A 20,624-nucleotide genomic window follows, 5' to 3' on the forward strand; every position below is an offset into this window, starting at 1 on the left:
CTTATTCACCTCCTAAATCATGGAGTAATTGCTCAGCGGATTGGATATTCTCAGAATTAAATACTTTCGGCTCCATCTCTTTGATAGGACGAACAATCGGACACTTTTCTGGCTTTGGAAACTTAATATAGCCATTCTCCATCACGGCAGACCATAAACGCACATCTAACTGGCTTTGTCCGGTCTCATCAGGATAGTTAAACCCGTGAACCATTGTTCCTAAATGGTGCTTTCCCTCTTCATCATAAAAACCTGTACCACTCCCAAACTCACATGGCGCCACATACCCTTGGCACTCTCTGGCTCCAAGGAAAATATCTCGACGTCCTCCTGCTTTTAACGAACGTTGCAAAATACTGTAATGCTTACCGTCTATACGATCGAAAGCCAAATCTGGACGATGAGGATTAAATTCAAAATGGGCGCGGATTTGGTAATGAACGTCCTTTAAATACGTATAATTGGCAAGTGTATTCCCACCACCGTAATCGATCGGTCGGACAGCCTTAGACTCCATTTGAATCGGCTTCATAACACGAAGCTCGTCAATGACAAACATAATCGTCGGTTTCCAGTAAATACTCTCAGCAATTCCTTTCAGAGCTTGGTACGTCGGCACGCTATACGAAAGCTTCTCCCCGCCAATTTTCGTGAGGGGATCCGTAAAAAGAGCGTAATCACCGAATAATTCAAAATGAAACTCGTTTTTCATAGGTTCGTTTCACCTCCTTGTTAAAATAAGATGGGCAGCCTGACATACCTTTTCATATCAGACTGCTAGATTTTCAAGCTAACACGTTCTTTTTTCGCTTACTTTAGCTATTTTTAATACAACTTTGGCATGGCGAAGATCTACTTTTACACTCATTGTCACTGTGTTGTTTAACTTCATATCGTATCACTATCTAACCTACACTACTTATATATAGATTAGATGATGGGTGTACTTACTTGTTATTGAATTATCATATTAAACACAGTTCTTATTTGAATGAATGTCAAAATTCGAACAATGATTGTGACCTTCACTTCAGACCGACGCTTTCCCGAGGGCTTGTCTTCAGCTAACTTTTGCTCAATACCACCTAGCAAAAGTGGATCTTCAGACTGCGCTCAACCCTCAGGGAGTCGCCGTCTTACATTTCGGTCACTTTTTATCACAGATAAGCGTCCATAAAACTCCCGCCTCAAAATAGAGAGGATAGAGCTAAATCTATTTAGGCGGGAGGTAACGGACACTAATGTCCCGATTGACTCGGGCCAACAGGATGTTGGTCACACAAGCGTTTTCGCAGGACGCGAAGACGTTAGCTTGTGTTCCTTATCAGTGAGAGAAGAACGCAACCCCCCCATTGATTGAAGGTTCGTTTTATCATCCGCATATTAAATGAAAGTTATTGCATATCATTCGTGTTATTGCTTTTTTAAAAACAGTATTATGAAATCGACTCATTTAAAGGACTTTATCATCTTCTTAAGATCAAGATCGCTATTAATGTGGAATTCAATTAAGAATTTAGGAGGGACAAGATAGGCTTTTTACCATGACATAAACCCCATCCCTCCTTCTCCTGTCATGTCCACTCCGTACTCATCGCTATACCAACCTTCTTTTAATTCAAAAACCATACCATCTAAATGTCTCACGATGGCGTTTTCTTGTATCAAACTTTCCATCTCCTGAGGATAAAGGTTAACGGTATATTGCTGTGCCGTTTTCAATACTTGCGATAAGTCGTCAAGCCACTCATCACTATTAAGTTGTGCAATGATCTCTTGCCCCTCCCCATATGGTGCGATAACTGACGTGGTCTTCTGCTCAATCACATGAAAATGGGCGGCTGCTGTTTTATAACTGCCATTTAACAGGAGTGGAAAAGCTGTACCAGTCTTCTTTTGATAGTAGGTCACATAGCTGTTTTCTTTATTGAGAGACATGAGGAGCTTTGTCATTTCCTTATCTACTTCTTTAACATAGTAATTTAAATTAACGTCCAATTTACGATAGTAGTAAAGAAAATACTCCCTTATGGCTGCTTGAGAGAGGATACTCCCTTCATATTTTTCAGGTTTCCTTTTAAACCTTGTCAGGATGTTTCCAGTAATCCCCTTCCCCACTTCAATTTCTTTCAACTTCGACAGTTTTTCTTCCATATGATCAATGACATACACGTGCCGAAGCTGATCCTCCCCATGTCGATTGCATCGCCCGGCTGCTTGGGCAACTGAATCAAGACCAGCGAGTGAACGTATAACACATTTAAAGCTCACATCCACACCTGCTTCAATGAGTTGAGTCGTGACGCAAATAAATGGCGTTCCTTCCTTAAGTAATTCTCGAATGGCCGCTAACTGATTTTTTCGATGTGCCGCACACATGGAGGTACTTAAATGATAGATAGGGAATGGACTATCTTTTAACCTTTCATATAAATCTTTGACGACTGATTTCGTATTTAAAATGACAAGGGTACTTCCCCACGAAGATACCTCCGTTTGGATCCACTCAGCTAACTTCTCATTGGTCAGCGGCTGATCCGTTTTATCAACAATATCGACCCGTTTAAAAGCCTGTGACACGTCTGATAAGTTGTGAACGATCTCTCCGTCTCTCTCTTTCAGCAAGCTATGTGTCACATTTTCCAGTGTAGGTTGGGTTGCTGTGCAAAGAAGGATACTCGAATGAGCAAACTCTTTTAAAAAATTTAGTGCCTCATTAAAAAGGGAGACACACGTCGTCGGTACTTTTTGGACCTCATCAAAAATGAGGACAGAATGGCTCAAGTTATGTAATCGGCGCGTATTGCGGTTGCCTTTGCCATAAAAAACATTAAGGAATTGCACAAGAGTTGTAAAAATAATGGGACTCTCCCAATTATCACGGGCAAGCTTCAGCTTCTCCTTTTTAGTAATGACACCATCATCCGGTTCATCTCCTGTTTCCTCTTCCTCAATCACATTGGAATGGTGCTCTAAAATATGGCCTTCATCTTCTAAAATATCTCTTACTTCTTGGGCATTCTGTTCGATGATCGTCGTGAAAGGCACAATATAAATTATCCGTTGTTTATGATGTTGTTGGGCATGTTTTAACGCATAGCGAAGGCTAGCAAGCGTCTTACCGCCCCCAGTGGGAATGGATAACGTGTAAATGCCTGATGGTCTTTCTGCAAATAATTCGCATTGTTTCGACATCTTGGCCCGCAATACATTAATTGGTTCTTGCGCTTTGCTGTTGTTTTGTAAGGCGGCAAGGTGGTTTAGTAATCGGTCATGATAATGCGCGAACAACCGGTGATGCTTAAGAGGCTTTTCTTCTTGAACTTGGTCTTCAAACATCCGCGTATTTGTACGATCTGCATCTATTAAACAACTAAATATGTATTTTGTAAGGAAAAAAGTTTGTGTCGGATCTAACGTCATAAATTGCGTTAACTCGCTAATTGCCGCTGTCACGTAGTGTTTAAAATCTTTTTTCGTCATCGTGTCTGCAAAAAAGCGCTCTTTAGCTAAGTCGTATTCTGGAAGTTCTTTTTCTTGCACTCGTCTTAAAAAATCCGATTCACATGTAGGAGAGATATAGTCATGGAGGTTTGCGTGATGTGAAATAATCGCATTGCCAACAATTTCGGCAAGCAGCTTTTCGTGTGGTGTTTGAGCTTTAGTATGATAATACTCAAACAGTAACCTACCGCCAGCGGTGGCGTGATCCACATCGCCTCGTTTGAATAGTGTTTTTTCTGGTTCCCAAACAGCTTGATATAGATACGTTTGAAAGCGGTCACTGTACTTCCCTAAGTCGTGAAGCAGCCCTGCTAAGCCGGCCACATGCTTGAGCCCCAATTTGGCACCAAAACCTTCTGCCAATTGTTTAGTCTCGAGCAAGTGCTCTTTCAACGCCTGTACCTTTTCATCCTCTTCTCGGACGTGAGCCCTATACATAGCCAATTCTCCCTATACTTTCGACTTAATTATGTACATTTTACCATATATTTTGGGAGAATCCAGCATAAAATAGACAAAATTCCCTGTTTTTCTATTAAAGTAACTTTTCTATTTGCCAAATATATAGTCTAAAAGACTTAATAAAGTCCAATTTAATGTTGAGTGTTTTTGATTAGCAAAAGTGAATTAGATGTTTTAAAAAAATTTTTGGCGCGTTAATTGTGGCTGTTCTGTCATCTCATAATAAAAAATAACCACCTATAGCCTAACTAGCTAATTAAGTGGTTATCCCCTATGGTGGACAAATCGTCCCCCCGTTGAAGAGCTTCTACACTATATCGTTGGTGTTCTTGCATAATCCACAACACTCATAATGAGTGCGACTGACACTACTACTAAATTCATGTATGAAATTATGATTTCAATCCACGCACTCATAAAGAGTGCGACCTTCTCCTAAAATTTCACCAACTGTCATACTGTCATTTCAATCCACGCACTCATAAAGAGTGCGACGCCGGTCCTTGCGGCGGGTAATCGTTTTTACTTATTTCAATCCACGCACTCATAAAGAGTGCGACAAAGCAGGAGACACCAGCTTTCCAAACACCAACGAGATTTCAATCCACGCACTCATAAAGAGTGCGACGACAATAAACTACGAACCTAGCGAATCGCAACGAGATTTCAATCCACGCACTCATAAAGAGTGCGACTAGCAGATTATGAGTATTATATCCAAACGCAGCGTATTTCAATCCACGCACTCATAAAGAGTGCGACTAGCAGATTATGAGTATTATATCCAAACGCAGCGTATTTCAATCCACGCACTCATAAAGAGTGCGACTGCGAAAACATCCTAATATAAGGGAATATTTCGCCCACTTTAGGGTAAGTTTTGCTCTATCTTTATAAAAAAACACCATTTCTTTTAAATCTATTACATATTTTTACATATTTCACTCTATTTTCGGTGCGGGTCCCCTAGGGATTTTATGTGCGCTTAGGGTTCGCACCGTTAGAAAATGAGTGGACCTTCTCAATCTGATGGGTTAATCGATATGTTCAAATTTTGGAATCTGTAACTGCATTTCCTAAAATCGTGAATCACCTCTGCTAATTCCGGTCACATGCTTTAATCCAAATTAGACACCAAAAAGTTCTTCCAATCATTTAGCTTCGAGCAGACGTTCTTTCAACGTATGTACCTTTTTATCAGATTTCCGAACATGAGCGATATACATAGCCCAAATCTCCTCACATCTTATGACGTAATTATGTACATTTTACCATAAATGAAAAGACTTTCACTATACCCCCTCTTAGATCATTTCATCTCTCCAGTCTTAATGACTGCATTCCAAGGCTACTTCTCGCATACTCCCCACACTCCCAATAAGGCTTTGCTTTCATTCCGTATAAGAAATATTTGCTTTATAATGCGGGACGATCTGAGGTATATAAATGTAAGATATTATTTATTACAATTTTTCTTGTTAAATACAAAAATATAGGTATTATAAAGTAGAGGATGTTGCTGATTAACAAAATGTTAACACTATTGATAGTTTTATTTTGTCTAGTTTTATTAATGGTTGTTCTTGGAATTATAGAAGGATTGATAGTAAATAGGCAGTCTGTCACTTTTAATTGGCAACTATTATTCTTTCAAATAATAAGCAGTATGATTATTCTTTCTGGATTCTCTTTAATCGGCTTTTTAGGTGCATTTATCACGCAGCGAGTGTACGGTGTTTTAATTGCAACGATATTACCTGTATTATTAGATCAGTTATCTGGATACCTTCCAATAGCTCAGTATTTTACTTTAAGCCATTATACTTCATCACTGATTGGGAATTCTTTTTATAATTTAAATAATGATCCACAAATTCAATATTACAACCTTAGTTCTTTATCTTATGAAAGCAGCCTTCTGATCAGTCTATTAATCATTCTATTGATGCTTTTTATTTACAGCTTTTTTAACTTGAAAAGGAATTTTAAAGCCTAGGAAGGAGGGACTTTTATATGAGAAAGATATTAATCGGTACTTTATTAACAGTTATCATTATTTTTATTGGTGTAAATGCTTTTTCAGATAGTGACTATAAATCAGATGGTCTTAACATTAATAATACTTACGTGGATGGATCAACGGAGTTGGTCACTGACATCAGCGTTTCAGGAAACCTGTTACAAAATAAAAAAATTCAGTTCAAGGTATTGTTGGAAGCAAATAATGTTATAAGTCTGACGAAGGAAGAGAATACAAGTGATATGACTTTAAACATTACAACTAAGAATGGGGATATCATTTTTTCAGAAACAATAATCGAAAGCCATGGCTTCTCTTTTGACGCAGTCGCTGGAGAAGGAGAATTAGAGTTGGAATTAAGCGATGGCGATCATGAATTTGAGATAATGATTAATGGAGAAAATCAATGAATGCATGGATAAAAGCAGAGAGCATCAAAATTAAAAACAATTTCCTGTTAATTACTAGTCTAGCTTAAAACATGCTATATTCTTATCGCTAGTTTTTCACTCACAAAAGTGACTACTTTATTTAGTTGGGTTGTGCATATTTTTTTAGGTGACCCAGGCCAGTTATTTATTTCACAGATCATTTTTCAAATCGTTTCAGTGAGTCTTATTTGTTTTTTTGGGGAGAATTAGCATTTGTAGTTGCACTTTTAACTAAAAATGTTGCATTTAGTATTGGAGCACTATTTTTATTAAATGCCCTCGAACCATCACTCTATCTTTCTTTTAATGAGAATTTGCTTAAATATTTTATAGTATTTAATCAGAAAGGGCTTTTGTCCCATATTTTCTCTAACTTAATCGAGGGTAGTTATATTATCGTACCTAAAGGTAATTATCCTTCTATTCTATGGAGCATCCTTTACCAAGCTATATTAATTAGTGTTATCCTATTTGTTTGATACCAGTACAATAAAAAAAAGCCCTATAAATAGTTAAGGAAGCAGGGAAGCGTTCTCTGCTTTTTTCGTGTTGGGAGAAAACTTGTTCCGATCTAAGAATCATCAACTAATCGGGTTAAGTATGGCTTTTTAGTATCTGGTCCAATCCCTTTTGAAACTTCTTTTCTAGAATGCTGACAAGGCTAGCCCTCATTGGTCACTATTAAATATAGGTTATATCCATTACCTAATACTGGTTTGGTCCATCGTTTTAAGCTGGAGGGTTAATACGTTTTCTTGACAGTATAGTGATTATGAAATTTAAAAGTATTTTTTGACTGTACGAGACTTCCAATTATAGTGTGACATGGGATTTGGAGTTACACCTTAACCGATATACCATTTCATCCACGCACTCATAAAGAGTGCGACGAAGAGAGAAGCGGTGGGAATCTGTTTACAGGTTTATTTCAATCCACGCACTCATAATGAGTGCGACATACCCTCTTTTTTCTGTTTAGGAGGGGCATAAAGTATTTCAATCCACGCACTCATAAAGAGTGCGACCGTGGTGAGTGGACAGGCAAGGAGATAACTAGCGATTTCAATCCACGCACTCATAAAGAGTGCGACTTTTATTAGGATTGGAACTGGCGAAGCTGAGAAAATATTTCAATCCACGCACTCATAAAGAGTGCGACATGAGCTTATTAATTATGACGATGACCGCAAGCAAATTTCAATCCACGCACTCATAAAGAGTGCGACTTAGATGCGGCAATTTTGAAGATTTTAATGAGAATTTCAATCCACGCACTCATAAAGAGTGCGACTGCGAAAACATCCTAATATAAGGGAATATTTCGCCCACTTTAGGGTAAGCTTCGCTCTATCTTTATAAAAACACATCATTCCTTTTAAATCCATTACACACTTTTACATATTTCTCTCTATTTTCGGTGCGGGTCCCCTAGGGATTTTATGTGCGCTTAGGGTTCGCACCAAAACTTCCCCTTTATTTTTGTCAATGTTATATTTGCAGCATAATACGCTCTTACAGTCCATAACTCAAAAAAAGTATTCTCTCTCTCTAATACCAATTTTAACACATGTTCATTCAACCCTTCTAGCATATACGTAACTCCACGATACGATATCTAACAAAGAGATCATTGTGTCCAATTCTCACCTACCTGCGACTAATTTTTTTCACCCCACCCTACGGCAAGTGGCCCTGATAATTTTCCACCAAAAAACGTTTTTTCTACTTCTACTACCCCTAACTTTCAAATTCGCAATAGGACATCAGCTATGACTATGCTGCAAAACACGCTCATCATGTTCGTGAACGTGGCAACGTAATAAGTTAATAATGATTATAGCTCATTGGGGGGGTTACTTTCCTTGTGGCACTGTTGCTTCGCTGAACGCTATTTCTTCGATGACCTCACCTGAGGCAGAGATGCCATGAAGACTTGCTTCCGTATAATCTTCCTTCTCACCTATGTAAAAAAAACAGTAGTTACGTCCAAGTACCACCAAATCGACAGATTCTTCCCAAATAGCTTTTTCCTGCTCTTCTAGCGCTTTAAATTCTCTAGATTTATTGCTCATATATACAGGAAGGGATATCATGGATTTTTTAAAATAGCGAAATATCCATAGTCACTATTAAGCTGTTCGTCATCTGTTTATCCCTCTGTCTAATTCGGACCTTCAGTTAACTTTAGTCACTTTACCTGATAGAAAAATACCCTAGAAAGACATCTAATCTCGATAATGAACCGTTAAATCATCATCTATATAGACTTCCCCATTAACTTGTCCGTCTTTTGAAAGTCCCCTAATTGTCGTGCCAGAAAAGTCTACACTCTCGCTTGGAATGAAATGCCATGAAAGATTGTTATTGAGAATGATATCCTGTCCACCATAGTGGGTCCCATCTTTTGTTTCGATTTCAATCTCTACCACGTCATCAAAAATTCGACCTACGATCACAGTTGATTCTGTCAATTCACTAACGGCAGCCGTATATGGTGCTTTCTGCGGCTTATCTTTCCACCCCGCCCTATGACTAGTGGCTCTGACAATGTCCCAGTCAAACAACGTTTTCTCTAACTCTACTACCCCTAACTTTTCACGAAACGGATGCCCCCAATGATAGGTGGCAATAGCGTATTGCTTGTCAACCAGTTCAATATCTACTTCATACAAAAATATATTAAACTCATTTAACACTTCTTCAATGTCTTCGATGTCATCACTTTGAAAGAATATATAAGTAAAAAAAGATATTGCTACAACACAGGCTATCATGATCATATATTTTCGTTTGAGCACAAGCAACCTCCTACACCTAAATTAGTTTAATTTACTTCTTCATTTTGCGGTTCTTCAAACCCTAAATCTATTAATACCTCCAAAAATCTACCATCAGCTAATCCACTTAAAATATACCTTCTAATTAAACGCTGACTTCCTAATTCACTTCCTAATTCACTTTTAGAAACAATGCTTGCATCATCATACATTTCATTTACAAGGACATGGAAAGACGAAAAATTTTCAGAAAACACCTCATTTACTGTAAGCCAGTCACCTTTTTTTATGGCCTCTTCTGGATAAACGATGACGGAATAGACCTCTGATAAATTCCTCCAACGACGTAAAGTGTCTTCTGTTTCAGCGGTTGGGATATAAACAAAATCATCACCATTCTCGTTCGTTTCGTATACATAATCTAGCTGATATTTACCGATTATATAATGGTAGTTTATAAATTCCTCTTCTTTTTCACTTTGATAGTTTTGAAAAAGCGTCAATCCAATAATGATTAAGCTCGGAATAATCATTATGATAAAGCTAATGGCAATTTTAAGTATTGTCCCTTTTGTAAACATCTCATTGTCACTCCCGTGGTATCTACCCATTTTCAGTTACCTTTTTCATTGTAGGACTCTCTCTAAATTCAATTACTCTACAAACTATCACTTACTCCCCATTTTGCTAATTCATTATCTTTTGCTTTCTTATACTACACCAGCTAGTTAAACGCCATTTTATTAACTACTTAGTATTTAATTATTAAGGTCTAACCGCGCGCCATTAAATACGCTTTCGTCCATTTCTGCAATCACGTTACCTTCCTCATCATATGCCTTCATCACGACATCAGATAAATTGTCATTTTCAGTTATTAGATACCATGTTCGCCCTACTATATTGTCTTCTTTAATTGTAGCCAAAAGCCCATCTGGCTCCTCTTTAAAATATACCTTTATATCAGACGTTTCCCCTCCCACATATCCAGTCAACACCGTGTATTGATCAAACTCCCTATAGAAAACCCCACGCGTCATGCTACGGGGAAACCTTTCACTCGACGATTCCACCATGTCCCACTCAAACCATGACTTTGATAACGTCATGACACCAACATTTCTACTACGCCATTCGAAAATCACAATCGCATCTGACCCACCATCTAGCATTTTAATCTCTATTATGCTTGCCTCTCCATAGACAGAACGTACTTCATCTCTAATTTGATCTTCATCACTTTTTAACGTGACAAAAAAGAAAACAGCATACCCTAATAAGATAATAAGACCAATGATAAGGACAGTGACTAGTCGCTTTTTCAATGTAACACCTCTTTTTGTACTTTAATTATTTGACTTATTAATAAAATCCTTTAATCCTGGGAGTTCTTCATCAGCAAGTATATAACTCTGGATCGTTCCTGATCGAAACCCCCTTTCTTCTCCATCAACTTCCCCTATATTGTTCACATCCTCTATAAATTGCTCATAAGCCACTAACCAGTCATTTTGTTCTATCGCTTCTGCGGGATAATTTATTTCTGAAAAATCCTCTGAGACCCATTTCCAGCGTTCCAGAATCTCTTGTGTAAACTCGGTAGGATATAACTCTATATGAGGTGAGTCATCAACCATGTAATAGTCACTTGATAGATGGAAGTCACTAACAATGCTCGAATAGTATCTTAAAACCCCATTTTCCTCTCCATCTTCTTCCCTGTTCGCATAATAATGAATTGAAAAATGCGCAATTACTAATACCGCTACTAAAATGAAAAATCGTTTATAATCACCCACATGGTCACTCCTTATTTAGTCATCTTCTGTTCGAACCTGTTTTCAAATGGAAGTTTTCTCAACTATCTCGTTAAGTGTTAAACCATTTTTTTAGATCGTTCACCTATAGAACGAACCTTCAATTAGAGTGAGTTTTCGTACTTCTCCCACTGATTGGCCGTTGCATGAATCAGGACATGAGCATCCGTTATATCCCATCTAAAATAGATTTATCTTTGCTCTCAATCTTGATAGCAGGAGTTTTTACGGAAGGTTATCTGATAAAGAAATCAACGCAATTTTATTTCTTAGTCAAAGAAATGACTAAGTTCAATGTGCTTTGAACTTAGCGCTAGTAGTCTCAATTGCTTAAGCATGAATAATTAATAAAAATATGTTCTTGTGTGAGATATTTCCTACTTCACCCTTTTTTCCAGGGCCTACCGATGTATATTTTTAACCGCTGTAATTTCTTCAATCACTTCCCCTGATTTTGACAAACCAGTAATGGTGGCCTCAGTAAAATCATCATCTTCGCCGATGAAGAACCAGTACTTTCTCCCATAGTCATCCTCTATTAGTGTTCCAGAATAAGTATGACCGCTTGTAGATAAAATGGTAATGTCCTCTATATCGGCGTTGTCCACTCGACCTCTCAAGACAGTCTTAGCACCTAATTCTGTCAATTGGGCTTCTAGCCTATCTTCACGTGATATATGAGTGGCATGGGCACTTTTAAACTCCCACGTAAATTGTGTTTTCTCAAGTTCCATAAAAGCCAGTTTTCTATGGTGAAGAATATTGCCCCATTGATAAAAAACGATGGCATGGTCATTTTCAATAAATTCAGTATGCAGGATATAAGGTCTCTGGTTAAGTGAATGGACTTGTTCTTCAATTTGTGTTAGATCATCAGCTAGCATTTTTATCGTGACGATAAAGCCTATGATCACACTTACTATTAAAAACACGCCACTTATAAGCTTTATTTTAGACATACACGTCCCTCTCTATCACTCTAGTCCCATTTCGGATTGATAGTCTTCGTTTATACCACCACGATTACCTGTTAGAATAAATCTCTCAATATCATCAGGATTCGGAGTAGATGCTTGAAATTCAGTATCTTCACGATATAAACGGCGAAGTCCTGCTAAACTATTTGTGAAAAACTCATTTACTGCGAACCAGTCATTTTCTTGAACAACTTCTTCTGGATAAGCCATATAGTTGATATCAGCATAATAGCGCGACACTAACTGCCACCTTTCTAGAACCTCATCCGTGTAGCCAGTTTTTACAAACGCCACATCCAGTGGTGGTTCATTGCTGTAATAAGCCACATCAAGGTAAAAGTTGTTGACCGTTGTATTATAAGCATTTAGAATTCTCACATTCTCATCGTCCTTTGATTCTTTATTATCTAAGTAGACTTCTAAATACGTTAATCCTGCTAATATTAGAATAACCCCCAATGTGATCATGACCCAGATATTCTTTAAACAAGTATTTAATTGCCTCATTAATTTAGTCACGACATTTATTCCCCCTCTCTTAAGATTGTTAAAACACGTATGTATCGTAAAGTGCTCGGCCATTGCTCTTGTTCTCTCACATTAAAAAGTCAATGCCTACTATTATAAGGAAATTAAACGGTTGTCGTAACATCCAAAAGTCATAATGGGGGTGCACATTAGACCGATTACCGTCAATCGTGTAGTTCTAAAGACACCGTTTGACTAAAAGCCATTCAAAAAACTGCATCGCCTTTCCTCTCGATGCAGCTTAATAACCCATGAACCATTTGAATCATTAACAATCGTTCATCCCTTTGTTTAATTAAGCTCCTTCTTCGGTTCATCCGGGGTATGAATAACGGTTTAGACTAAGCGCCCCATCTCTACCGGCTTTAATTAAGCGGGTTACTGACTGATACCTCTTCAATTGTTTCTCCGTCTCCTCCGTAAACTTTTACTGTAGCACCAGAAAAACCTTCATCCTCTACTATTAAAAACCATATGTTAAGTCCTTCTTGTTTTTCAGTAATCGTTGTTTCATATGTCCTGCCATCAGCTGTTTTCACTATAACATCATCAAAATCCGTATACATATCTCCTTTTAGAATGGTCCTTTTGGTTAGCTGTGAATGGTGGACAGCTGTTCTTCCTTCCAAAACACCAGATCTTATTTTTTCTACACTTATGACCTTCCATCCAAATAGTGTTTTCTCCAATTCTACTACCCCTACTGCCTCGAAGGAGACCCTCTCATAAAAAGCTATGGCATAGTCTTTTTCCACCAACTCAACATGCAAAACATCGATATGCAGAGGATCTAAATCAATCACTTTGTCTTTAATTTGCTGCTCAGCGTTTATTGCACTCATCATTATAAAGTAAGTGACTACCATTAAAGTAAGGCCTAACGCTACAAAGACAAAATATTTAGCCTTTGAATCCAACATCATGTCACCTCTTACTTTCCTCAGGAAGAACCCCTGACTCTCTTTCTCTTTTACTCATGACTTTCTTCCTTTAAATAATCTTTCAAATTATCCCTATCACTTAAGTTATTAGAGAATATGTAGTTTTTAATAGATCTCGGGTGTATTAGATCCGTTTTATCCGATGCTTCATATATGTCATCATAAGCAGTGAGTGTCTCTATCCATGCTCGCTCTACTTCCACCCAGTCGTTTCTTTCCACTGCTTCTGCTGGAGGATAGCTAATATCTTCAAATGCGGCTGCAACGCTCTCCCACCTCGAAAGCAGCTCCTCTGTTAACCGAGTAGGAGAAAGCTGGTCAGATTCAGGCTTTTCTGTTTGATAGTGGATATTTAATTCGAAATCCTTCGCTAGAAAAACAAGTTCATGAAAATAGTCATTCTCTTGCTTTATATGTCTGTGATGTTGGATGGCTACGAAAATCATGAACATGACAATCATAACGCTCCCACATAGCAAAAACGTGTGTGTTATCTCTTTGCTTCTATCCCTCATATATGAATGCTCCTTTCATAAGTTTTTCACTTACTATAACGTAAATGCTAATAACAGAGGCACCCCCTCTTCTCACACAAAACGCCCCACGTAAGTTGATTAATTCCGTGATAGAAGCTGAAAGTCCTTCACGTTCTTCACCAATGTATACCTTTATGTTAGAAGTATTCCAGCCTATTTTTCCTGCCAACACTGTGTATTCATCGTACTCTCTATAAAATACCCCGTTACTCATTGAATTTGGTAATCGTTCGCTCGATGATTCCTGCATTTCCCACTCAAACCATGACTTTGATAGCGTCATGGCTCCAAGGTGGTCAAAACCCCTTTCAAAAATCACAATGGCAGACGATCCTTCATCTGACATTTTAATCTCCACTATTCTTTTCCATTTCTGCTATACCAAACATTCTCAGGTTCATGTTGCCCCATTCATAAAAAACGATGGCATAATCATCTTCAATGAACGCCACATCGAGTACATTATAGATTGGCTCAGGGTATCTCAATGGTGTCAAGGCATTTTCTTCTAAATAGGCGCGATCGTCTACTGATACTAGGTTAATGATACCGACAAGTAGGATAATAACAATAATTACACCACTGACCAACGTCATTTTTCTTTTTATTGACACTCTTTTTCTCCTCTCTGCATGTGAATAGTTATCTATCCAATCCTAACTTATCTTTTAGATCTTCATCCATACTTATATAGCTACCCGTTTCTATATAACTCATGATGATTCCAAAGCTAGGATTAGCCTCTCTAAACTCTTCCTCCCCCATTTTACTTTTATATTGTTTTCTAATACCATCATATGCTGCTATCACTTCACGCCAGTCGTTGCGTGCGATCGCCTCTTCTGGATACGACAAAAACGGATACACTTCCGTAATCGCCTGCCACCGCTCAAGAAACTCTTCCGTACGATCTGTTGGTGAGAGTTCTACTTGGTAAGAGGAACCGTCACGATAATAAGCAATATTTAGGTGATAAGACAAAGCCAGTGTATGTTTATAAGAATCGAATCCGCTATTGTCCTCTTGCTTGTTTACGACAAATACTATTGTCATTGATACAGTTAATATAAATACTATTAATAGAATCGTGAGCCATTTTCGCTTAATTTTTTGCATAAATGTCTATTCCTTTCTACTTAATTAGATAAAGTTTGGCTTCTCAACGAAATAGTGAGCAGCCTATCCTGATGATGACGTCTTAAAAACACCTACTCATTCACATATAAAACGAACCTTCAATCAGGGGGAGTGAGTCAGGACATTCTCGGCCGTCTGCTCCGCCTAAATAGCATTACCTCTCCTCTCTATTTTGAGCTGGGAGGGTTACGGACGCTTATCTGTGATAAAGTCAATGCCTACTATTATAAGGAAAAGAAGGGACCGTGGTAACAGGCAAAAGTCATGTTCTGGGGAAAATGGAAGGAAGATAAGACAAGAAGGGTAGTTCTAAAGACTCTCGTTAACTTTCTGATTCTATTAAAAGTCTAAAAAGCTACATTGGGAAAGTTCCAATGTAGCTTAGTAACACTATAATCCTTTAGCTTGTTTACTCGACTGTTCGATTGAGCCCCTCATTCGGTTCATCAGGCATCTTTACTTCATTTAGTTTGTCACCATTTTTATCGTACGTGGTGACGATCGCTCCTGCTAAATCCTCTGTGTCGGAATAGTAAAACCAACGTCGATATGTATTTTCCCCTTTAACGATTGGTGCTGAGTATGACTCACCATTTTGAAGTTCCACAGTCACACTATCCACACCTGAATAAACTGCTTGTTGGATAATTGAGAAATGCATTAGTTCGATAAATTGTGGATTTCTCTCAACATCTTCAGTGTTTGCACTTATAAATTCCCAGCCAAACCACGTTTTCTTAAATTCCATGATCCCTGCATGCCAATCTCCCCGCTCATAAAAAGCTAATGCATACTTACCGTCTATTTCAATATGGGCTATATCTGGTATCGGCGTCCAGTAAAATTCATGTACCTTATCTTCTATCATTTGAGAATCATCTTTAATAACTAAATAGATAGAAAGGACTCCGATGAGCAGCACCATACCAACACATATAGCTAAACCCTTTTTAAATTTTTTGGACATTGTTCCACCTCTATTTAATGACATTACTGTGCTTCTTTCTCATAGTCTATCCCCGCTTCTTCAAACGCTTGTTGTAAATTGTCTGAGACGGAATCATTATAAATAAAACCTCTTATTCCCCCTTGTTTATCAAGCTTTTCTCGTTCCTCTTTTTCTTTTGTATCACGATAATTCTCATATTCAGTCAAACATTCCCTTAATATGTCATAAGCCTCAAGCCACTTATTTTCTGATATTAAGTCTTCAGGGTACTCAATGACTGGTAACGCTTCGGCGGCGATCTTCCATCTATCAACAACAGTTTGTGTCTCTGCTGTCGGATAAAATGTTACTTCAATTGAGCCATCATCTAAACGTTCATAATACGCACCTAGCCTGAAATTATTCACTACAATTTCATGCCGATCCCTCTCCCATACTTCTTCAAGCTTCTTTTCTTTTGCTTCATTATACTTAATAATGCTAAAAATTATTGTCATTATAATAAGAACCGTGATGACTAGTTTTAGATGTCTTTTTGTCATATTAAATTCAACCTCGCCTTACAATATAGTCATTACTAAATAATAGATTGATGCTTTGATGCTTGACACTGGTGTTACTCACCTATAAAGCCAACCTAATATTATATGGGGAAAAGAAAGACCTCTGTTAACACCCAAAAGTCATGGAGGAAATGAAAGTAAGATAAGAGGAAGGCATGTAGCACTAAAGATAGAAAGGAACTCGTTTAAAAACAAGCAAAAAGCTACATCAGCATCTTACCCAATGTAGCTCCACCTATAAATCAATAACTATTAATAGTCATTATCGTTCTTATACTGTGTGACTACTCCTCCACTCGGTTCATCAGGAATCTGTATTTCTTCCACTACTTGCCCGTCCTTATCATACGTGGTGACAGTGGCCTCTGCTAAATCCTCAGTGTCGGAATAGTAATACCAACGGTCGGGATTGATCGCATAAATCTCCTCACCCGTCCCATTTCCTTCCTTTAATAACGCCGGGTATGTATCACCATTTCTCAGCTTTACGTGCACCTCTTCTATATTAGGGCGATCTGAGTAATGAATAACAGAATAGTTTTCTAATTCAACAAATTGTAGACCGCCATATATCAATTCGCTTACTCCACTCGTCATTTTCCACCCTAACAGCGTTCTTTCAAATTCTATGATACCTGCATGCTGATCATTTCCCCATACATAAATAGCTAACGCATAATCATCATCTATCATTTCGATATGAGCGATATGTGTTCTCCATTGATTTAACGAATAAATCTCTTGTTCTATTTGTTTATAGTCATCTTTTAAAAAGAAGAACCAACTGATAAATAGAAGTAACGACACACCACATATAATAAGTGATATTTTTAGCTTTTTTGACATTTCCCTATCCCGCCTTACTCGATATTATGATTCACAAATGGTCGTGCTCGCTTACTCATACTCAATTCCCGCCTTATTAAACTTTTGTTGTACGTGGTCTCTCACACTACCAGAATAAATAAACGCCATAATTTGTTCAAATTCATCACCTTTGTTTTCCACTCTCATTTCATGACGCCATTCTTCCATAATCGCATCCGCTTTTAACCAATCATTATTGTTGATGGCTTCTTCTGGATAGATCACTTCTTCATAAATATTAGCGATAATTTCCCACCTCTCCATGATCAATTCGGTAGTTGGGGTCGGATAAAACGCCACTTCAATAGGGTCTGTACTCGTAAAATAAATTCCTAAGGAGTTCTGACTTGCTACTTCCCAGTATTCTAGTAACTCTTCATTCTCCACCATATCCTGGATAGCTGTATGATAGATGATTAAGAAAGCTGATATCACCATGATGGTCGGAATCAATATACTTTTCCAACGTTTTTTCATTTTTTCACCTTTTTCTTTTTTCAATTAAAAAGCTACACCGGCTGATTGCCCAATGTAGCTGACTCCATATTTATTTACCTCGTTACCATCAATCTAGTCCACTGTCCCACTCAACCCTTCATTCGGTTCAGCAGGCATCTTTACTTCATTTAGTTTGTCACCATTTTTATCGTACGTGGTGACGATTGCACCTCCTAAATCCTCTGTGTCAGAATAATAAAACCAACGCCGGTATGTATTTTCGCTGTTTACTATTGGGGGTGAGTATGTCTCACCATTTTGAAGTTCCACAGTCACACTGTCCACATTTGGATAAATTGCTTGTTGGATAATAGAGAAATGCGTTAGCTCGATAAATTGTGGATTTAACTTGGCATCTTCAGTAGTTGCACTTAAAAGTTCCCAGCCAAACCATGTTTTTTTAAGCTCCATGACTCCCGCATGTGATTGCCAATCTCCTCGTTCGTAAAAGGCTAACGCATACTGACCATCTATTTCAATATGGGCTATATCTGGTGTTCTTGCATAATAAGACACGACCTCATCTTCTATCATTTGATGATCATCTTTTATAACCAAATAGATAAAAATAGCTCCGATAAGCAGCCCCACACCACTACATATCGTCAGTACTTTTTTTAATTTATTGGACATTGTTTCACCTCTATTATCATGACATTACCGTTCTTCTCACTCATAGTCTATTCCGGCCTCGTCAAAAGCTTGTTGTAAGTTGTCTGAGACGTCATTACTTCCAATAAATCCTTTAACATCATCTTTTAATACAAACGTTTTTTGTCCTTCTTCACTTTTACTTTCATAGTACTCATCATATTCAATTAAAAGGTCTCCTAACATGTCATAAGCTTCAACCCACTTATTTTCCGATATTAAGTCTTCTGGATACACAATGACTGGTAACACTTTTGCAGCTAACTCCCATCTGTCTACCTTGTCCTGTGTAGCTTTGGACGGGTAAAAATTCGTTTCAATTGACCCATCCTCCAATCGCTCATAATACGTACTTAGGTCGAAGAAGATTACTACATATTCATACAAGCTTACTTCCCTCGCTTCTTCCTGCTTTTCCTCTTTTGCTTCTTGACACTTGTTAATACTAAAGATCACAGCGCTTATGATGAGAACCATGATGGCTAGTTTTAGATGTCTTTTTTTCATACTTTCACCTTTTCTTAATCGTCATCTTCTTGTTTTGTTGTAATCTCTTCAAGCGTTTTCCCATCCAGATCACCATCCAATATATAGTCGATCAGACCTATGTATAAATTACTTTCAGAAAATTCGGCTCTGACTTCCCCATAAACATCACCTACTTTATTCCAATCCTGATTGCGAACGGCTGCTTCAGGGAATGGTATATTAGGATTAACATGGTGAAGTTCTTCCCATCTGTCAATTCTCTCATACGACCTATCAGTAGTAAACAGCTGATACTGAGCATCAGAATATTTGTTTGTAGTTACAACCATCACTTCCATCTCAAGTGCATCTGCATTAATTTCTAAACCTTTTCGGTCTATCCTTGTTTCAAGGTCTTTTTTTCCTTCATAAAAATCCCCAAATGTCGACATAGCATCTAAGCCAATACCAACTCTCGGAATTTCACTCAATATTCTACCCGGCATTTCTTTCATCCAAAAGTTTTGACTATATCCTTCATACTCTTTTACTAACTCTAATTTTTCATCTTTTCCTAACTCTGCACCAGCCAACCTTCCATTGTAAATATTAACAGTATAAGTGTCCGACCTCATATATTGGTCCATCAAGTAGTGGGTTCTTCCCGAATCATATGAATATTTATTCCCTACTCTAATTTCTCCTGTCATCATATATTTATCTGGCTCATCCACAGATGCACTATCTAATTTTATCGTTATATCTAATTCTTCTAAATTGTCTTCCCTAGTTCTTAGCTTGGCAGTATTAATATAAGCTTTCGAATTTTTTAAAATGGCTAAGTACCCGTAAAGTAACTTATGGCCATTATCTGGTTCATAGTTACTTATTAATAAATAAGCTTGAAGTTCCGCAATATACTGATCGAGATCTTCTTCTGACTTTAGCAACTGATTTAAACGTGCTTCTACTTCTTCAAAATTCTCACTTCTAATTAACTCTGAAATCTCTTCAAATTCTTCAATCTTTTCATCCGTTAGTACTTCATTTTGTATATACTGATACAATATCTCCCTTTCAGCATACGTTAAGCCTTCTTCTGTTAACATTTTCTCCATTAAACGGGCGCACAGGACATCATCTTTAAACATAGCGGATTGTAGCTTCTCTATATCTAAAGCACCTAAGTTCGCTCCACCTTTACCTAAGTCACCTTTGAATGAATCTATCGTAGTAGAAAGTGCGATAAAGCCGTCTGTAGCTTGTTGAAAATTCGTTGCCGCTTCGCTATCCACTTCAACCATGTTCTCCCAGTAATTTGTTATTGCCGTGCGATTAAGTTTTGCAGCCTCATAATCTGCTTTTAAGTGTACGTCTTCATTTCCCCCTATGGCAACAAAGGCGTTTGTATAAGAAATATATTCTCCCATGACCAATGTATATTCAGTTAGCATGTCATTCAATTGTTGTCTATCTGCAATATAATTCCCCATATGAC

General features: G+C 37.8%; 22 protein-coding genes and 2 CRISPR repeat arrays. Of the genes, 1 reads left to right on the forward strand and 21 read right to left on the reverse strand.

Features of this window, described 5'->3' with window-relative positions:
• Window position 1 precedes the first annotated feature (1 nt).
• Together cas5c and BK581_RS11590 are read right to left on the reverse strand one after the other, a co-directional pair.
• A complete protein-coding gene (cas5c, locus tag BK581_RS11585) occupies window positions 2–712 on the reverse strand; it encodes a type I-C CRISPR-associated protein Cas5c (RefSeq protein ID WP_078578330.1) in 711 nt (236 codons plus the stop codon).
• A gap of 827 nt (window positions 713–1,539) precedes the next feature.
• On the reverse strand, window positions 1,540–3,942 hold the full coding sequence (locus tag BK581_RS11590; RefSeq protein ID WP_078578331.1) for a CRISPR-associated helicase/endonuclease Cas3: 2,403 nt from the start codon (window positions 3,940–3,942) through the stop codon (window positions 1,540–1,542).
• A gap of 421 nt (window positions 3,943–4,363) precedes the next feature.
• Window positions 4,364–4,795: direct repeats of the CRISPR family, unit length 32 nt; unit sequence ATTTCAATCCACGCACTCATAAAGAGTGCGAC.
• Window positions 4,796–5,979: 1,184 nt separating this feature from the next.
• On the opposite strand from BK581_RS11590, the gene BK581_RS11600 reads away from it, so the two are divergent.
• Entirely contained in the window at window positions 5,980–6,396 is a 417-nt protein-coding gene (locus tag BK581_RS11600) for a hypothetical protein (protein ID WP_078578333.1), read from the forward strand.
• An 879-nt stretch (window positions 6,397–7,275) separates the two neighbouring features.
• A CRISPR array of direct repeats spans window positions 7,276–7,708; the repeat unit is 32 nt; unit sequence ATTTCAATCCACGCACTCATAAAGAGTGCGAC.
• Window positions 7,709–8,270: 562 nt separating this feature from the next.
• Here the strand turns inward: BK581_RS11600 and BK581_RS11610 are convergent.
• From BK581_RS11610 to BK581_RS11700, 19 genes are all read right to left on the reverse strand, one after another.
• On the reverse strand, window positions 8,271–8,489 hold the full coding sequence (locus BK581_RS11610) for a hypothetical protein (protein ID WP_143709669.1): 219 nt from the start codon (window positions 8,487–8,489) through the stop codon (window positions 8,271–8,273).
• A gap of 153 nt (window positions 8,490–8,642) precedes the next feature.
• The gene (locus BK581_RS11615; protein ID WP_078578336.1) at window positions 8,643–9,215 is read right to left on the reverse strand and encodes a hypothetical protein; all 573 of its coding nucleotides are present in this window, start codon (window positions 9,213–9,215) and stop codon (window positions 8,643–8,645) included.
• Between the two features lie 26 nt (window positions 9,216–9,241).
• Window positions 9,242–9,775: a hypothetical protein gene (locus tag BK581_RS11620; protein ID WP_078578337.1), complete on the reverse strand. Its 534-nt coding sequence runs from the start codon at window positions 9,773–9,775 to the stop codon at window positions 9,242–9,244.
• 177 nt (window positions 9,776–9,952) lie between these two features.
• Complete coding sequence (locus tag BK581_RS11625) at window positions 9,953–10,519, reverse strand: hypothetical protein (protein WP_078578338.1); 567 nt, start codon at window positions 10,517–10,519, stop codon at window positions 9,953–9,955.
• 21 nt (window positions 10,520–10,540) lie between these two features.
• Window positions 10,541–10,993: a hypothetical protein gene (locus BK581_RS11630; protein ID WP_078578339.1), complete on the reverse strand. Its 453-nt coding sequence runs from the start codon at window positions 10,991–10,993 to the stop codon at window positions 10,541–10,543.
• A gap of 419 nt (window positions 10,994–11,412) precedes the next feature.
• Window positions 11,413–11,970, reverse strand: a complete 558-nt coding sequence (locus BK581_RS11635) for a hypothetical protein (protein ID WP_078578340.1) — start codon at window positions 11,968–11,970, stop codon at window positions 11,413–11,415.
• Between the two features lie 15 nt (window positions 11,971–11,985).
• Window positions 11,986–12,507, reverse strand: a complete 522-nt coding sequence (locus tag BK581_RS11640) for a hypothetical protein (RefSeq protein WP_078578341.1) — start codon at window positions 12,505–12,507, stop codon at window positions 11,986–11,988.
• Between the two features lie 374 nt (window positions 12,508–12,881).
• Window positions 12,882–13,439 carry a hypothetical protein gene (locus tag BK581_RS11645; protein ID WP_143709671.1) on the reverse strand — a complete coding sequence of 186 codons (558 nt, stop codon included), beginning with the start codon at window positions 13,437–13,439 and terminating at the stop codon, window positions 12,882–12,884.
• Window positions 13,440–13,486: 47 nt separating this feature from the next.
• Window positions 13,487–13,918: a hypothetical protein gene (locus BK581_RS11650; protein ID WP_143709672.1), complete on the reverse strand. Its 432-nt coding sequence runs from the start codon at window positions 13,916–13,918 to the stop codon at window positions 13,487–13,489.
• A gap of 43 nt (window positions 13,919–13,961) precedes the next feature.
• Entirely contained in the window at window positions 13,962–14,339 is a 378-nt protein-coding gene (locus tag BK581_RS11655) for a hypothetical protein (RefSeq protein ID WP_078578344.1), read from the reverse strand.
• Between the two features lies 1 nt (window position 14,340).
• Window positions 14,341–14,607, reverse strand: a complete 267-nt coding sequence (locus BK581_RS11660; protein WP_078578345.1) for a hypothetical protein — start codon at window positions 14,605–14,607, stop codon at window positions 14,341–14,343.
• A gap of 28 nt (window positions 14,608–14,635) precedes the next feature.
• Window positions 14,636–15,109 (reverse strand): hypothetical protein, encoded by a 474-nt coding sequence (locus tag BK581_RS11665; protein WP_078578346.1) that lies wholly within the window; start codon window positions 15,107–15,109, stop codon window positions 14,636–14,638.
• A gap of 430 nt (window positions 15,110–15,539) precedes the next feature.
• Entirely contained in the window at window positions 15,540–16,097 is a 558-nt protein-coding gene (locus BK581_RS11670; RefSeq protein ID WP_143709673.1) for a hypothetical protein, read from the reverse strand.
• 23 nt (window positions 16,098–16,120) lie between these two features.
• Complete coding sequence (locus tag BK581_RS11675; protein ID WP_078578348.1) at window positions 16,121–16,621, reverse strand: hypothetical protein; 501 nt, start codon at window positions 16,619–16,621, stop codon at window positions 16,121–16,123.
• A gap of 273 nt (window positions 16,622–16,894) precedes the next feature.
• A complete protein-coding gene (locus BK581_RS11680; RefSeq protein ID WP_078578349.1) occupies window positions 16,895–17,488 on the reverse strand; it encodes a hypothetical protein in 594 nt (197 codons plus the stop codon).
• A 51-nt stretch (window positions 17,489–17,539) separates the two neighbouring features.
• Window positions 17,540–17,986 (reverse strand): hypothetical protein, encoded by a 447-nt coding sequence (locus tag BK581_RS11685; protein WP_143709674.1) that lies wholly within the window; start codon window positions 17,984–17,986, stop codon window positions 17,540–17,542.
• A 93-nt stretch (window positions 17,987–18,079) separates the two neighbouring features.
• A complete protein-coding gene (locus BK581_RS11690; RefSeq protein ID WP_078578351.1) occupies window positions 18,080–18,640 on the reverse strand; it encodes a hypothetical protein in 561 nt (186 codons plus the stop codon).
• 36 nt (window positions 18,641–18,676) lie between these two features.
• On the reverse strand, window positions 18,677–19,165 hold the full coding sequence (locus BK581_RS11695) for a hypothetical protein (RefSeq protein ID WP_078578352.1): 489 nt from the start codon (window positions 19,163–19,165) through the stop codon (window positions 18,677–18,679).
• 14 nt (window positions 19,166–19,179) lie between these two features.
• Window positions 19,180–20,619 carry a hypothetical protein gene (locus BK581_RS11700; protein ID WP_078578353.1) on the reverse strand — a complete coding sequence of 480 codons (1,440 nt, stop codon included), beginning with the start codon at window positions 20,617–20,619 and terminating at the stop codon, window positions 19,180–19,182.
• Between the last annotated feature and the right edge of the window lie 5 nt (window positions 20,620–20,624).

Origin of the sequence: Salipaludibacillus agaradhaerens (assembly GCF_002019735.1) — a bacterium.
GTDB classification, from domain to species: Bacteria; Bacillota; Bacilli; order Bacillales; family Salisediminibacteriaceae; genus Salipaludibacillus; species Salipaludibacillus agaradhaerens.

Excerpts from the sequence above, each read along its gene's own strand:
- BK581_RS11685 (WP_143709674.1), bottom strand. The coding sequence starts at position 17,986 with ATGAAAAAACGTTGGAAAAGTATATTGATTCCGACCATCATGGTGATA.
- BK581_RS11635 (WP_078578340.1), bottom strand. The coding sequence starts at position 11,970 with ATGTCTAAAATAAAGCTTATAAGTGGCGTGTTTTTAATAGTAAGTGTG.
- BK581_RS11695 (WP_078578352.1), bottom strand. The coding sequence starts at position 19,165 with ATGAAAAAAAGACATCTAAAACTAGCCATCATGGTTCTCATCATAAGC.
- cas5c (WP_078578330.1), bottom strand. The coding sequence starts at position 712 with ATGAAAAACGAGTTTCATTTTGAATTATTCGGTGATTACGCTCTTTTT.
- BK581_RS11670 (WP_143709673.1), bottom strand. The coding sequence starts at position 16,097 with ATGTCCAAAAAATTTAAAAAGGGTTTAGCTATATGTGTTGGTATGGTG.
- BK581_RS11600 (WP_078578333.1), top strand. The coding sequence starts at position 5,980 with ATGAGAAAGATATTAATCGGTACTTTATTAACAGTTATCATTATTTTT.
- BK581_RS11610 (WP_143709669.1), bottom strand. The coding sequence starts at position 8,489 with ATGAGCAATAAATCTAGAGAATTTAAAGCGCTAGAAGAGCAGGAAAAA.
- BK581_RS11700 (WP_078578353.1), bottom strand. The coding sequence starts at position 20,619 with ATGGGGAATTATATTGCAGATAGACAACAATTGAATGACATGCTAACT.
- BK581_RS11655 (WP_078578344.1), bottom strand. The coding sequence starts at position 14,339 with ATGTCAGATGAAGGATCGTCTGCCATTGTGATTTTTGAAAGGGGTTTT.
- BK581_RS11680 (WP_078578349.1), bottom strand. The coding sequence starts at position 17,488 with ATGTCAAAAAAGCTAAAAATATCACTTATTATATGTGGTGTGTCGTTA.
- BK581_RS11675 (WP_078578348.1), bottom strand. The coding sequence starts at position 16,621 with ATGACAAAAAGACATCTAAAACTAGTCATCACGGTTCTTATTATAATG.
- BK581_RS11665 (WP_078578346.1), bottom strand. The coding sequence starts at position 15,109 with ATGCAAAAAATTAAGCGAAAATGGCTCACGATTCTATTAATAGTATTT.
- BK581_RS11645 (WP_143709671.1), bottom strand. The coding sequence starts at position 13,439 with ATGATGTTGGATTCAAAGGCTAAATATTTTGTCTTTGTAGCGTTAGGC.
- BK581_RS11690 (WP_078578351.1), bottom strand. The coding sequence starts at position 18,640 with ATGTCCAATAAATTAAAAAAAGTACTGACGATATGTAGTGGTGTGGGG.
- BK581_RS11620 (WP_078578337.1), bottom strand. The coding sequence starts at position 9,775 with ATGTTTACAAAAGGGACAATACTTAAAATTGCCATTAGCTTTATCATA.
- BK581_RS11590 (WP_078578331.1), bottom strand. The coding sequence starts at position 3,942 with ATGTATAGGGCTCACGTCCGAGAAGAGGATGAAAAGGTACAGGCGTTG.
- BK581_RS11650 (WP_143709672.1), bottom strand. The coding sequence starts at position 13,918 with ATGATTGTCATGTTCATGATTTTCGTAGCCATCCAACATCACAGACAT.